Below are 12,037 nucleotides of genomic sequence, written 5' to 3' on the forward strand. Positions count from 1 at the left end.
CGCCGGACAGCGAGCCGTCATGTGACCGGCTCACCGAGCCGGCGCGTCAACCCCGCAGAATCGACGTCATCTTCTTGCCCTTGGCCACCTCGTCGACGAGTTTGTCCATGTACCGGATCTTCTGCATCAGCGGGTCGTCGATGTCCTCGACGCGGTGCCCGCAGATGACACCGGTGATGAGCTTGGCGTTCGGGTTGAAGGCCGGCGCATCGGCGAAGAACGTCTCGAGGTCGATCTCGTCGTCGATGGTCTTCTGCAGGCCGGCGGCGTCATAGCCGGTCAACCACGAGATCACCTGATCGACCTCCTCCTTGGAGTGATCCTTCCGCTCGGCCTTCGCAACATAATGCGGATAGATGCTGGCGAAGCTCGTGGTGAAGATTCGATGCCCTGCCATGGGTGCTCCTTCGTCGGGTGGTCGATTGAGCCCAGCATAAGGATCGACAGTGGCTCCGGTCAGCAGCGAGGCATCGGATGTTCACTCGGCGAAAACTTGTCGCAGCCGACCCATACCCAGGATTAACCTTGCTGACCATGTGAGATGAACCAACGATCATTCGCCCCGGCGAGCAACTCCGCCACTTCATGGACGATCTCGGACTGACGATCGAAAGTGCCGCGGGTCAGCTCCGCGTATCCCCGGGAGTGGTCGCCGACCTCATCGCAGGCCGTCAGCGCATCACACCGGTCATGTCTCGGCAGCTCGGCAACCTGTTCGGGCAGTCGCCAACCTTCTGGGTTAATCTGCAGGCAGAGTATGACCGGCGTGTCGAGAGCGCGGCCCGAGATGCCGCCGCGTGGTCTGCGGAGCTGAATCGACGTCTCGCGGATCAATAACCTCCACGCCGGCCGGGTTTCCGCGCGGCCCAGCCGAGGTCGGTTTCACATGAAACAGAGGTCGTCTTTGACACTGACTCCGTCTGCGCAGAATTCCGCTCAGCTCCCTCAAGCACCCAACCGGTCAACGGCCCGCTCATCCCCCAGTTCGTCTCGTGCCGAGGGATTCTCGACGTAGAACGACAGAAAATCGAGCAGTTGTTCGGCACCGACGGCGAACAGGTCGGCGGCAACGGTGATCGACTGCCGAAGATCGCGTTCCGTCGGCGCGAGCGGGCCGACGTAGTTGATGTCGACCTGTGCGCGGGCGCCGTCGGCCAGCGTGATCAGTAGGCCCAGGTTGTTGTTGACACCGACCGGTTCGACGGCGGCCAGATCGGACCATCCGATCTGCTGTCGCGCTTTGAAGCCCTGAACAACGAGAGACTCAGGTGTGCAGTCGATTCGGGGAAAGCGAGCGTAGCCCAAGGCGAACCAGATCAACGCCAGTCCGGCATAGAGCGCTAATGCCAGCGCCACGAAGGGCAGCACCACGTCGAAACCCGCGCTCATCGGGAATGTCAACGCATCCGTCCACATGCCCACCGCCAGCACGATGCTCGCGACGAACGCCAGTCCGAAGACGAGCCAGTACCCGCAGACCAGCGTTCTCGGCATCGCGAAGGAGATCGAGCTCGGGCCCAGGGTGATCGCCGATCGAGGCACAGCGGAGTTGCTCAGCTGTTGACGCATGACGACCACGGTCAGGATCGATACGACGAAACAGCCGATCACAGCCGGAAAGTAGAACAGCGCGTACAGGAATCGGGCGTCGATGAGCGCACGGATGCCGTGATAGACCCAGAAGGCCCCGAACGCAGCGAAGATCGCGGCGAGGACCGCGAGGACCTTCGTCTTGGCGCGGATGCTGTCCCAGCCGGAATCGAGAGGTCTCATCGACCGGTCAATCCCAGTTGCGAGTGGTCGATATAGACACTGTCGGTGTCGGCATCAGCCCCAGCGCATACCCGATGCTCTCGGGAGAAGTACCGGTCCACCGGTTTCACAGGTCACCTCGATTCTCGACATGTGCAGGCCATCGACCCGTCGGACGCACGCCATCCCATTCGACAGGACGTCCTGCCGTCAGATCGTGGCATCCCGTCCTCCGACCCGAAGAACCGGTCACGCGAATGACGACGCTCCCGGCGTAGGACCCCCTCCGTTACCCTCGACGCATGACATCGGGGGTTGGGGGAAGCGGCGCGTTACACACACGCGCGTCATATGCGGCACATGAACTGCCCGTTCCGGTCTTGGCCGCGGTCGTTCTCATGTACTGCGGAGCCTTCGTACAGATGCTGGGGCTGGTGTCGGCGCTGGTGATGATGAACTCGGCGGCCCTCGAGTTGCGCACCGCCCATGAGGAGTGGGCGCGATCGCAGGGCCTACCGCCGGATGTGGGCGCTGCCGTCGACACCGGACTGGGGGTCGGCATCGCGATCGCCATCGCCCTCAGTGTGGTCGCTGTCGGGCTGTGGCTCTGGATGGCACGCGCCAACAGCCGAGGACTGCGCTGGGCACGGACCGTCGCCACGACTCTCGGGGTGCTCGGCGCCGGTTTTGCGACCTTCTCGGCGATTCGCGCCGACACCGGGTTCACCCTGGCGCTCAACCTCGTCATGGCCGTACTCGCGCTCGGCATCATCGCGTTGCTGCATCATCCGAGCTCCCGGGCGTTCTACGATGCTGTTCGGTCGTAGGCGCGCCCTACGATCCCAGTCGCACAGTCCGCCCCAACCCTCCTGAACTGGCTTTTCCGTCCACTGCGCGTTTCTGTCGGTGCCCTCTGCCACCATGTGAACACACGGCGCGGCTGATGACCCGCAGCGCTCGTGAACGTGCGATCGAGATCGTCCTATGACTCTTCTCGATCAGGTTCACTGACATCCGGTGGTGTTAGTGAACGTCGTTGAGACCACGCCCAAGGATGTCAGCCGGGCATCGGTCAGCGACGACCTTTTCGAGGTCACGCGCAAAGTGCTATTCTTGCTTTCACGAAAAGCCGCTCGGCCGCAAGCCCGGCGGAGAAGGGAGTTACGAGATGAAGTTCTCCGCCGCTCTGGATGTCAACGTCGTCGCCCACGAGGCCACCGACGAGGTGACCGTTCTACTCGAGATCGAAGCGCCTGCCGCACCGGTCACCGAGCACCGCGCACCCACCGCCCTGCAGGTCGTGCTCGACCGCAGCGGCTCGATGACCGGCGCACCACTCGAGGGTGCGAAGAAGTCGCTGCTGGCGCTGGTGCAGCGCCTCGACCCGGCCGACATCTTCGGTCTGGTCACCTTCGACAACGAAGCGCAGGTCGTGGTGCCCGCCGGTCCGCTGACCGACAAGGCGGCAGTCGCCGACCGCATCGACGCAGTGGTTTCCGGCGGCAGCACCGACCTCTCGTCGGGCTACCTCCGCGGGCTGCGCGAGATGCGACGGGCCACCGCCGACGCCGGTGTGCACGGCGGCACGGTCCTCGTCATCAGCGACGGCCACGTCAACTCTGGTATCCGTGATGCCGACGAGATGGCCGACGTCACCGCGCAGGCCGCCAAGGACGGCATCGTCACCTCCGCGCTCGGCTATGGGCGGGGCTACGACGAGACCATGCTGTCGGCGATGGCACGCTCCGGCAACGGCAATCATGTGTTCGCCGAGGATCCCGACGCGGCGAGTACGGCGATCGCCGGTGAGGTGGACGGCCTGCTGTCGAAAGTGGCGCAGGCGGTCAGCGTCACCGTGCACTGCGAGCCCGACGTGCAGATGGTGCAGCTCTACAACGACCTGCCAGCGCATCAGATCGCCGACGGAGCGGTGATGATCGAACTCGGCGACTTTTATGCCCAGGAGGAACGGAAACTGTTGCTGCGCCTGGGTATCGAGAACATGGCCGCGCTCGGCCTGGCCCAGGTGGCGCGCCTGGAGCTGCAATACGTGGACATGCCCGATCTGGTGGAGCACACCGTGTCGTTGCCGATCGCGGTCAATGTGGTTCCGGGTGACGAACTCGGCGATCGTATCCCCGACCCGACGGTGCAGTCGGAGAAGCTGTTCCAGGAAGCACAGTCGGCGAAGCTCGAGGCATCCCGTGCCTACGAGTCCGGCGATCTGGCTGCCGGCGACGCCTTACTGGCCGAGTCCCGCGGCCGCTTGACCGACGCGGCAGGCATCGCCCCGGTCGGTATCGTCGGTGCCATCCGCGCCGAACTCACCGACGTCGACCGGATGGGCGACATGTCCCAGGCGAACGGCGCGGCCTACATGTCCAAGATGACCCGCGACTCGTTCCACCAGCAGAACCGCAAGCGCGGCCGCCGACGCCCTTGACCTATCGACCTCGCAACCACACCGTTCCCGCTGGTCGAGTAGTCCGAGCCGTGCCTCCTCCGCTGGTCGAGTAGTCCGAGCCGCACTCCTCCACCCGCTGGTCGAGTAGTCCGAGCCGCCCACCCCAACCCGCTGGTCGAGTAGTCCGAGCCGCGTCTCCTCCGCTGGTCGAGTGTCCGAGCCGCACTCCCCACCCGCTGGTCGAGTAGTCCGAGCCGCTAGGCGAGGACGTATCGAGACCACAGACCACGAGAACCCGAAAGGCCAACCCCTTTGCACCTCAACCCAACCCAACTCGACCGCGCCGCCGGCGTACTTCTCGGCACCGCCGTCGGCGACGCCCTCGGTGTCCCGTACGAGTTCGAAACCCGCATTCTCCGCGACGATGAGCAACCCGAAATGCTCGGCGGCGGTCTCGGCGACTTCGCCCCCGGCGAATGGAGCGACGACACGTCGATGGCCATGGCGATCGCAGAAGTCGCGGCCACCGGCGCCGACCTGACCACAGACGACGCGCTCGACGCCATCGCCATGAATTTCCTGCGCTGGTTCGATGGCGGCCCGCCCGACGTCGGCACGCAGACCCGCGCAGTTCTCAGCGCTACCCGCCGGCGGCTGAAGGCCGGCGAGCACGGCGTCAGCCGGGTGATGCGCGACGAGGCCGCCCGCTACGCCGCAGCACACCCGCACTCCGCGGGCAACGGCGCCCTGATGCGGACCGCGCCGGTCACGCTGGCCTATGTCGATGATCGTGATCGACTCGCCGACGCTGCACGCCTGGTTGCAGAACTGACACATGCCGATCCCCTCGCCGGCGACACGTGCGTCGTCTGGTGTGAGGCGATCCGGGTCGCCGTCATCGCCGGGCATATCGACCTTCGCGCCGGGCTCGACCTGCTGCCGGCCGATCGCGTTGGCCGTTGGGTGCGGTGGCTCGACGACGCCGAAACCCAAGGCCCGAAGGTGTTCACCCCGAATGGTTTCACCGTGACCGCTCTGCAAGCCGCTGCTGCGGCGATCACCCAGACCGCCATTGCCGGGTCAACGGACTCCGCGCACCTGACGGAAGCCCTGAACACTGCGATCCGGATCGGCAACGACACCGACACCGTCGCGGCGATCGCCGGCGGACTGCTCGGCGGCCGGTGGGGTGCGAGTGCAGTGCCCTCGCAGTGGCGTGAGAGTGTGCACGGCTGGCCGCGGCAAGCAGGCCGTCCCAGCGACGCGGATAGTCTCGTAATTGCAGCCACCTCGGCAGTCCGCGGGGGTCGGCCGGGTACGAGAAGCGCACGTGGTTGCGAGGACGCCGCCACAGCCATCCCCTGCTGAGGCGACACCCACGATACGGAGACGGTACGGCCCAAGTCAGCCCGGTCGGACGGGGCGTCGGAGACCCCGCGGGATCGGGAGCGCATGCCAAACGCCGAGGAGGTTATCACGTTGGGCCAGTTGGGTATTGCCTTCCGCACCGGCGACCCTTCAACCGTCCGCAGCGCCGCGCGGCGCCTCGCCAGGTGATGAGCCGGCTATTGCGACGCCCGTTGACGTGACGACTCGGCATCCTCCGCGTGAACCGCGGGTTCGGCCTCTCGCCAAGCCGACGGCGACGGCCATGACCGGATCATGGCGCGTGCCGTAGAGTTTCGCCGGCTTGGCACGCAGCTTGGCAATGTCCTTCTCGAGCCGTTTGATCCGTTTGTGAGCCGCTTTGTCTAACCGGCACAGGTCAGTACGCAACTGCGCCACTTCGCCTTCGAGATGGACGGTCGCGTCACGCTTGTTGCTCTTGCGGGTCATCCCTGATGTCTGCACCCGGCCTCAGGGTAGGCGCCGGCACGCCGTATCCAGTGGAGGCGCTCGACCTCGTCGACGTCGATGCCCCACACGGTGTCGCGGCGTGTGCCCCGGTCGGTACCCAGCCGTGGACGGGGTAGAACGCGTCAGCCAGAGCGTTCCCGTCCAGCACGAACAACGTCGCCGATGTGTGCCCATCGGCGCGAAAATGCGCGCACGCCACCTCCAGCAACGCGGTCCCCATACCGGAGCGCCACCGACCCGGATCGACGTACAGCACCATCAGCAGCGCACTTTCGGTTCCGGCCGGCCAATCGCGACGAACCGAGAATCGTGTCCCCGTCGATACTGCGCCGGAATTCGGCCGCGGCGTGCTCCGCGTTGTCGGAAAGGCAGCGCTGCCCGCGGCCATTGCACACGAGGCCTACGACGGGTACCACCAGGTCGAAGAAGGCACGGAAACGGTACCTGAAGCGGCAGGCGCAGGGACAGGCGCAGTGGCAGGCGCCTGGGCGCGAGCCGAGTACGGTGCGATGGTGGGCGTGTACGGCGGCCCCGTCGGCGTTGCCGCCGGAGCGGTGATTGGTGGTATCGCGGGAAGCCTGATCGGCGGGAGCTTCGGGAAGCAAATTGGAGGGCTGTTCGGTTGAGCCAGATCGATATCTATGAACGAGTACGGCTGATGTCGGTATCGGCGGCTCGCGTTGTTGACCCTCGGACCATTCCCGGTGAGGTTCGACTGGATTCTGAGCAGCTGCAATGGCAGCAGGATCACAGCGGCCGGGAACTCGGTTATTTGATGACCCTGGTTGCACCCGAATCGCCGATGGCATCGTTCCGTGACAACGTCTTTGTGGTGGTCACTCGGTTCGTCGTTGACTGCGGGGTTGACGTCAACGATTCGCTGGACGAAGCGTTTAACGAAGCGCGTCAATTGCCTCACTGGACAGAACAACGAGCCGAGCGATTCCCCATCACTGACCGAAACGAGGGTGGCACCATTCAGGCAGGCTCGTTCCAGGACAAGTCTGCAGGCTGGTTGTTCACGGTGAACAAATACGTTCTGTACCAACGGGGAAACGTCGTGTACCTGCTCCAGTGCACCGGTACTACATCCTCCGAGAGCGTAGACACCTGGGGATCGCTGATTCGGACCGTGCAGTCCGCACACCTGGACGACTGAGAGGAGCTTTCGATGGTGACTCGCGCGACCACAGTTCCCGACCTCGAAGCCGCACTTGCAACAGAGGTGACCTTCACACCAGATCCCGCCGATACGGGGTGGTTTCGTGGCAGAGCAGCCGCGACAGCGCTCTACCTTCGAATGGGTAACTTCCCCGATGAACACCTTTATTCGCTCTATTTGGGCCATGGCCGCTGGATGGACTTCACCTCCACACCCGACACGTGGACGGTCGTCACAAACGCAGACTGGCCCGCCGCCGCACGGCCGCGGCTCCCGAAAGGCCAGTTCCATGAATGACTTTCACGTCGCCGTGCCCGCGCTCAGCCAAGACCAGCAGGACTACCTGTTGTCACGGTGGAACGAGTCCCACCGCCGCTGGTTGCCACCGCGCCTGAGACACTGACAGTCGGTACGGTGGCCGTCGTAGCCACTGCTACCGGCATGGGTGTCGGGGACCTCGCGTACCAGACAGTCCACGAGCATTGGGGCGAGGACATTCACGGGCATGGCGTCGTCGCGGGAATAGGGCATGGCATGAAGTTGGCCGGAGTCAATACCGGCTACCAGATAGCGGATGACACAGCCGGCTTCGCGAAGGACATATCGCGCAGCACGAAGAGCGTTTGGCACGGGCTGTTCTAATGGCGCGCACGGCCCGACGACCCCCGGTGAAGGCGATCAGGAGCCTCGGTACCACTTGGTATGACCGGAGTTTCGCGTACTGGATCAGGCGTATGCTCTACGCCGGTTATGCGCTGATTGCCGGCGCCTTCGCGGTAGCGATCGTGGGCACGTTTCTCTACCTGCTCGTCGCCGATCTAGGGGTTCGTTCGCCTCCTGCTGACGCCATCGCTCAACCTCTTTGACGGCGTCGAACTCCTTCTGCGTCAAATACTTCTGGCAGCTGACGATCACTCCTCCGACAACACTGCCCCAAGAATGCGAAAGCGGCCAAGACTCAGCTACGCATCACACCCGTAGCTTCAGTCCGGTCCCACCCGCTGACCGTTACAGTGGTCCACGAATCTTGTGGTCAGCCGGTGCGACGAGAGATCCCCGACGTCTCCCGTGATTGCGAACGCAGCCCGAACGCGGGAGACGCTATCGCGCTGGGCCAGTTGGCTACTGCCTTGCGAGCCGGTGACTCGTCGGCGATTCGCCTCGGCATCCGACGGCGCGCCGGGGGATGCGGCGACGCGTCATGCGGGATATGGACTCGCTCCGAACAATTACCGGTCTCGGCGTTGACAGGTTCGACTCCACCGACGCTCGTGGGCGCAGGCTGCACGCCAACGATGTGCACGACCTCTGCACGCAGCTTGGCGGTCTCCCTCTCGAGCCGCTTGATCCGTTTCTGCGCCACCTCGTCGAACCGGGAGAGATCCGACCGAAACCGTGCCACTTCGTCTTCGAGGCGGGCTGTCGCGTCGCGCTTCTTGCTCATGCTGGGCCATCCTTGGTGTCGAACCTAGTCTCAGGGTAGGCGTCACCAGGCCGTTTGCATCGGAAGCAGAGGTTGTGTCGTTCTCGCGAGGCGGTCAGCCCGGCTGCGCAGACCAGTCGATCCGGTACTCCACCTCGTCCACCTCGAGGCCCCACACCGTGTCGCGGCGAGTGTTGCCGGTCGGTGTCCACCCGTGGGCGCGGTAGAACGCTTCGGCCCGCACGTTGCCGGCCAACACGAACAGCGTCGCCGACGTGTACCCGTCGGCGCGCAGCTGCGCACACGCCACGTCCATCAACGCCGTCCCCACACCGGAGCGCCACCGATCGGGGTCGACATACAGCGCCATCAGCAGGGCCTCGTCGTCACCTTCCGGGCTGATGACCACGACACCGAGAACAGCGTCGCCCTCGACACCGACCCAGGCGCGCGGGCTGTTCGGCTGGTTGAACGTGTAACTCGCCGCGCGTTCCTCGGGCAGCATGGCCGCCAGTGCGTCGGCGGGCAGCAGTCCCGCGTACCCGACCTGCCAGGAACGCACATGCATTTCCGCCACCGGCATGGCGTCGGCGGGCATGGCGGGGCGGATGTGCACGGACTCATTGTGCTCTCGGTCCGCTCACGACACCACGACGGCGACGGCGAACCCTCCCAACGTCAGCGCGCACCCGATCACGACGGCAGTTGCGGCCCGTCGGATCGGCCCGGGAATGATCATGCAGACCGCAGCGACCACAAGAATCAGGACGTCGATGAACAAGCCCAGGCCCCAGAGGAATTGGATCGCCAGCCAGCAGAGCACGATGGCTCCGACGATGATGAACGGTGACTCTTTCCCGATGAAACGCTTGTCCATGTGCGTCACCCCCGACGCGCAGTTCGGTGTTCGCGTACACGCGTGACAGTCAGGTACTCAGGTCTATGGTTCATTTCGATTTCGTCCTCGCGGTTCGTGGGCCGGTTCGACATCAGATTTACCTCGCCCCCGGCAGAGTTGGCGGGTTGGCCGGATCACCCAGTGGGTAGGTGCCGGAGATGTCGCCGTTCGGGCGTGGGATCTGACTGCCCGGGGCGAGAGTCACACCTTGTGGGAATCGGTCCAAGTCGTCGGTCCACTTTCCGAACTCGTGGTGCAGCGGCAGGTTTCCGAGCGGCCCCCACTCGGTGTGGTCCCCCAGGTCATCGCGGTGCAAGGTGTTCGTCTCGCCGTCGGGGAGGTATTGGTAGGTCTCCATCGACGGAAAGTCGGTGACATCGCCCGAGATTCGTGCGCCGTCGTCGCCGGGAGTGACGATCGTCTGTCCGTTCACCGACCAGCCCGCGCTCGCCGATCCGGGTGGAGCGAACGGGTCGGCGGCCTTGTAGTCGATCGCGACAGTGCCGTCGGACAGCTGTTTCGCCGAGACCTCGGGTGTGCCCACCCTGACCTCGCCGGTGTTGGAGTTGACCGACGGGTTCTGTCGCGCAATCACCAACCCGTTCTCGTAGTCGACGACATAGGTGACGCGGGTGTCTTCCGGTGAGAAGTTCTCGTCGAATCCTCGGTTGTCCCCGAGATGCCGTACGAAACCCGGGTCGGTTGGATCGACGCCGCCGACGACCTTTTCACCTGGAATGAACAGTCCGGTACTCACGATGCCCTGTCCAGGAACCGGTTTGATCCTCAGGACGCTGATCGTGGGTGACACGCCCTTGTTCTTCGGGTCGTAGCTGTGCGGGTCGACCATCGCAGCCAGTCTCCAGTCGTTGTCGCTCGCCGGGTCTCGACCGTAGAGCGCCCGAAAGGCAGCAACCTGATTGGCCTTGCGGGCCGCTTGGTTCGTCTCGGGATCATCACCAGGTGGTGTCATCGGTAGCGACCCGTTCGCAGTGTTGATCGCGGCGGCGAGGTCGTCGTCGAAAGTCTCGGCGTGCACGATCACGCGGTTGACGCGGGCCTGCATATCGTCGACCTTCTGCTGATAGGCCTGCCTGTCGGAGGCCGAGGCGTGGGACAGGTCGGGGGGATGCGGGTCGCTGACCTGGTTGGTCTGTGGATCGATGACCAGGCCTGCGGCGGTGGCGTCAGTTTGCACCGCCTTGGCTTCGCGCGACAGTCCCAGTCCCTCCACATAACAGTCCCTGGCCGCAGCGGCGACCTGCCAGGTCTCGTTGCCATGGGCGTCGATATCGACGCGACCTCGGCGGGCCGAGTCACGCGCGGCGACGGCCGCGTCCCCGTCCCAGGTGTGCAAGGTGTCGAGCTCCTTCAGGGTCGCACCCAGGGTCGAACATGTCGTCTGCTGTGCCGAACAGATCGTGAACACCTCCGCGATCTGTTCGGGGTCGAACGCGAGAACTTCGCCGAACGTCACCATCGGTCACAACCGCAGTTCGGGACGACCACTCATGTCCCCTCCGGCGTGCTGAGGTCGCAAACCGATCGCATTGGCGGCATCGGTCGAGCCGTACCGCCAGGCGGTCCGCTGCAGGTTCGTACCGTGGTCGCCGACCATCGCCGCGAGGTTTGTTCCCCGCTGGCGCCAGCCGTCCGCCTTTTGCGTCAGGGCTCGGCCACTGGCGCTGAACAGCCCTGACGCTGCCTCCGACAGCGCGCTGTGGTGTGTCTCGAATGCACGACCTGCCTCCTCGGCTACCCCGAGAAGTCTCACCGCCGTCACCACCAGATCATCGAGATCCGCTTCGACTCGACCATTCCTCATGAGGCCCCCTCTGTCGTCATGTGATCGGACACTGCAGCATCGTCATATGGATTGACGCACCGCGTCACCGATCGGTTCCACGGAAATTAGCGTGATCTGCGTCTTCGCGCCGCTCGACGAGCGTTCTCGGCGGACCTTCGTGGTCGATGGCGGCATCACCGCCCGCGGGCTTGCACGCCGTGAGCCGTGGCTCACATCGCCGTAACAACTGTGCGCTTCCTCCCGACAAGCATTCTGGCGGCCTCGCGCTCATCGCGTGGTCGCGGAGCAGAATCTCGTCGGGGAAAGGACCCAGCAATGCCTCCGAACAGTCAGCGTTTCCGTTTCGACGGCGGTGCCGGGACCTACCTTGGAACGGGCCTGTTGGCCGTTCTGATCACCGTGTTCTCCCTGGGCTTCTGCTATCCGTTCGCCCTCGTCCTCAAAGAGCGCTGGCGCGCCAAGCATTCCTACATCGACGGACACCGCCTGGTGTTCACCGGATCGGCGTGGGGCCTGTTCGGCAACTGGGTCAAGTGGCTACTGCTCACATTCGTCACAATCGGCATCTACCTGTTCTGGGTGGGACCGCGTATTCAGCAGTGGAAGTGGGAGCACACCGACTTCGAGGATCCGCTTGTCGGCAGCTACGCGGGCACAGCCAATGTTGCGGGATATCCCACCGCACCGCCTCCGCCGTACGTGCCGCCGCACGGTCAGACCTACTGACTAAGATC

The 12,037-nt window shown here is 64.6% G+C and carries 17 protein-coding genes; 8 read left to right on the forward strand and 9 right to left on the reverse strand.

From position 1 onward, the window contains the following. Positions 1-46: 46 nt before the first annotated feature. On the reverse strand, positions 47-397 hold the full coding sequence (locus ACVT6V_RS02695) for a DUF2200 domain-containing protein (protein WP_489898273.1): 351 nt from the start codon (positions 395-397) through the stop codon (positions 47-49). Positions 398-585: 188 nt separating this feature from the next. Here ACVT6V_RS02695 and ACVT6V_RS02700 point away from each other — a divergent pair, with 188 nt between their 5' ends. Further along, entirely contained in the window at positions 586-837 is a 252-nt protein-coding gene (locus ACVT6V_RS02700; RefSeq protein WP_489898274.1) for a HigA family addiction module antitoxin, read from the forward strand. Positions 838-945: 108 nt separating this feature from the next. On the opposite strand, the gene ACVT6V_RS02705 is transcribed toward ACVT6V_RS02700, so the two are convergent. Next, positions 946-1,773 carry a hypothetical protein gene (locus ACVT6V_RS02705; protein WP_489898275.1) on the reverse strand — a complete coding sequence of 276 codons (828 nt, stop codon included), beginning with the start codon at positions 1,771-1,773 and terminating at the stop codon, positions 946-948. Between the two features lie 281 nt (positions 1,774-2,054). Between ACVT6V_RS02705 and ACVT6V_RS02710 the strand changes: the two genes are divergently transcribed. The 3 genes from ACVT6V_RS02710 to ACVT6V_RS02720 all read left to right on the forward strand — a co-directional run bounded on the left by ACVT6V_RS02710 (position 2,055) and on the right by ACVT6V_RS02720 (position 5,524). Next, on the forward strand, positions 2,055-2,579 hold the full coding sequence (locus ACVT6V_RS02710; protein WP_489898276.1) for a hypothetical protein: 525 nt from the start codon (positions 2,055-2,057) through the stop codon (positions 2,577-2,579). A gap of 341 nt (positions 2,580-2,920) precedes the next feature. Continuing rightward, positions 2,921-4,195, forward strand: coding sequence for a vWA domain-containing protein (locus tag ACVT6V_RS02715; protein WP_489898277.1), 1,275 nt, complete (start codon positions 2,921-2,923; stop codon positions 4,193-4,195). A 273-nt stretch (positions 4,196-4,468) separates the two neighbouring features. Continuing rightward, positions 4,469-5,524: an ADP-ribosylglycohydrolase family protein gene (locus tag ACVT6V_RS02720; RefSeq protein WP_489898278.1), complete on the forward strand. Its 1,056-nt coding sequence runs from the start codon at positions 4,469-4,471 to the stop codon at positions 5,522-5,524. A gap of 150 nt (positions 5,525-5,674) precedes the next feature. Here ACVT6V_RS02720 and ACVT6V_RS02725 read toward each other — a convergent pair whose 3' ends face one another. Beyond that, positions 5,675-5,992 carry a hypothetical protein gene (locus ACVT6V_RS02725; protein ID WP_489898279.1) on the reverse strand — a complete coding sequence of 106 codons (318 nt, stop codon included), beginning with the start codon at positions 5,990-5,992 and terminating at the stop codon, positions 5,675-5,677. Next, positions 5,967-6,401, reverse strand: a complete 435-nt coding sequence (locus tag ACVT6V_RS02730) for a GNAT family N-acetyltransferase (RefSeq protein WP_489898280.1) — start codon at positions 6,399-6,401, stop codon at positions 5,967-5,969. Before ACVT6V_RS02730 ends, ACVT6V_RS02725 begins: the two co-directional genes overlap by 26 nt. A gap of 234 nt (positions 6,402-6,635) precedes the next feature. Between ACVT6V_RS02730 and ACVT6V_RS02735 the strand changes: the two genes are divergently transcribed. The 3 genes from ACVT6V_RS02735 (at position 6,636) to ACVT6V_RS02745 (ending at position 8,041) form a co-directional block, all read left to right on the forward strand. Next, entirely contained in the window at positions 6,636-7,172 is a 537-nt protein-coding gene (locus ACVT6V_RS02735; RefSeq protein ID WP_489898281.1) for an LpqN/LpqT family lipoprotein, read from the forward strand. Positions 7,173-7,184: 12 nt separating this feature from the next. Next, positions 7,185-7,472: a hypothetical protein gene (locus tag ACVT6V_RS02740; protein WP_489898282.1), complete on the forward strand. Its 288-nt coding sequence runs from the start codon at positions 7,185-7,187 to the stop codon at positions 7,470-7,472. A 437-nt stretch (positions 7,473-7,909) separates the two neighbouring features. After that, a complete protein-coding gene (locus ACVT6V_RS02745) occupies positions 7,910-8,041 on the forward strand; it encodes a hypothetical protein (RefSeq protein WP_489898283.1) in 132 nt (43 codons plus the stop codon). Positions 8,042-8,208: 167 nt separating this feature from the next. Here ACVT6V_RS02745 and ACVT6V_RS02750 read toward each other — a convergent pair whose 3' ends face one another. The 5 genes from ACVT6V_RS02750 to ACVT6V_RS02770 all read right to left on the reverse strand — a co-directional run bounded on the left by ACVT6V_RS02750 (position 8,209) and on the right by ACVT6V_RS02770 (position 11,321). Further along, positions 8,209-8,619, reverse strand: a complete 411-nt coding sequence (locus tag ACVT6V_RS02750) for a hypothetical protein (protein WP_489898284.1) — start codon at positions 8,617-8,619, stop codon at positions 8,209-8,211. A gap of 94 nt (positions 8,620-8,713) precedes the next feature. After that, a complete protein-coding gene (locus tag ACVT6V_RS02755; protein ID WP_489898285.1) occupies positions 8,714-9,214 on the reverse strand; it encodes a GNAT family N-acetyltransferase in 501 nt (166 codons plus the stop codon). Between the two features lie 24 nt (positions 9,215-9,238). Beyond that, a complete protein-coding gene (locus ACVT6V_RS02760; protein WP_489898286.1) occupies positions 9,239-9,475 on the reverse strand; it encodes a hypothetical protein in 237 nt (78 codons plus the stop codon). A 118-nt stretch (positions 9,476-9,593) separates the two neighbouring features. Then, positions 9,594-10,976 carry a hypothetical protein gene (locus ACVT6V_RS02765; protein WP_489898287.1) on the reverse strand — a complete coding sequence of 461 codons (1,383 nt, stop codon included), beginning with the start codon at positions 10,974-10,976 and terminating at the stop codon, positions 9,594-9,596. Positions 10,977-10,979: 3 nt separating this feature from the next. Beyond that, a complete protein-coding gene (locus ACVT6V_RS02770; protein ID WP_489898288.1) occupies positions 10,980-11,321 on the reverse strand; it encodes a hypothetical protein in 342 nt (113 codons plus the stop codon). Positions 11,322-11,618: 297 nt separating this feature from the next. On the opposite strand from ACVT6V_RS02770, the gene ACVT6V_RS02775 reads away from it, so the two are divergent. Then, a complete protein-coding gene (locus ACVT6V_RS02775) occupies positions 11,619-12,029 on the forward strand; it encodes a DUF898 family protein (protein ID WP_489898289.1) in 411 nt (136 codons plus the stop codon). Positions 12,030-12,037: the final 8 nt, after the last annotated feature.

The sequence above is a fragment of the Gordonia sp. LMA167 genome, from assembly GCF_058130025.1.

Bases quoted from the DNA above. Each gene is read 5' to 3' on its own strand.
- ACVT6V_RS02710 (WP_489898276.1), top strand. From the start codon at position 2,055: ATGACATCGGGGGTTGGGGGAAGCGGCGCGTTACACACACGCGCGTCA.
- ACVT6V_RS02715 (WP_489898277.1), top strand. From the start codon at position 2,921: ATGAAGTTCTCCGCCGCTCTGGATGTCAACGTCGTCGCCCACGAGGCC.
- ACVT6V_RS02725 (WP_489898279.1), bottom strand. From the start codon at position 5,992: ATGACCCGCAAGAGCAACAAGCGTGACGCGACCGTCCATCTCGAAGGC.
- ACVT6V_RS02730 (WP_489898280.1), bottom strand. From the start codon at position 6,401: ATGGCCGCGGGCAGCGCTGCCTTTCCGACAACGCGGAGCACGCCGCGG.
- ACVT6V_RS02700 (WP_489898274.1), top strand. From the start codon at position 586: ATGGACGATCTCGGACTGACGATCGAAAGTGCCGCGGGTCAGCTCCGC.
- ACVT6V_RS02745 (WP_489898283.1), top strand. From the start codon at position 7,910: ATGCTCTACGCCGGTTATGCGCTGATTGCCGGCGCCTTCGCGGTAGCG.
- ACVT6V_RS02775 (WP_489898289.1), top strand. From the start codon at position 11,619: ATGCCTCCGAACAGTCAGCGTTTCCGTTTCGACGGCGGTGCCGGGACC.
- ACVT6V_RS02765 (WP_489898287.1), bottom strand. From the start codon at position 10,976: ATGGTGACGTTCGGCGAAGTTCTCGCGTTCGACCCCGAACAGATCGCG.
- ACVT6V_RS02760 (WP_489898286.1), bottom strand. From the start codon at position 9,475: ATGGACAAGCGTTTCATCGGGAAAGAGTCACCGTTCATCATCGTCGGA.
- ACVT6V_RS02695 (WP_489898273.1), bottom strand. From the start codon at position 397: ATGGCAGGGCATCGAATCTTCACCACGAGCTTCGCCAGCATCTATCCG.
- ACVT6V_RS02770 (WP_489898288.1), bottom strand. From the start codon at position 11,321: ATGAGGAATGGTCGAGTCGAAGCGGATCTCGATGATCTGGTGGTGACG.
- ACVT6V_RS02705 (WP_489898275.1), bottom strand. From the start codon at position 1,773: ATGAGACCTCTCGATTCCGGCTGGGACAGCATCCGCGCCAAGACGAAG.
- ACVT6V_RS02750 (WP_489898284.1), bottom strand. From the start codon at position 8,619: ATGAGCAAGAAGCGCGACGCGACAGCCCGCCTCGAAGACGAAGTGGCA.
- ACVT6V_RS02740 (WP_489898282.1), top strand. From the start codon at position 7,185: ATGGTGACTCGCGCGACCACAGTTCCCGACCTCGAAGCCGCACTTGCA.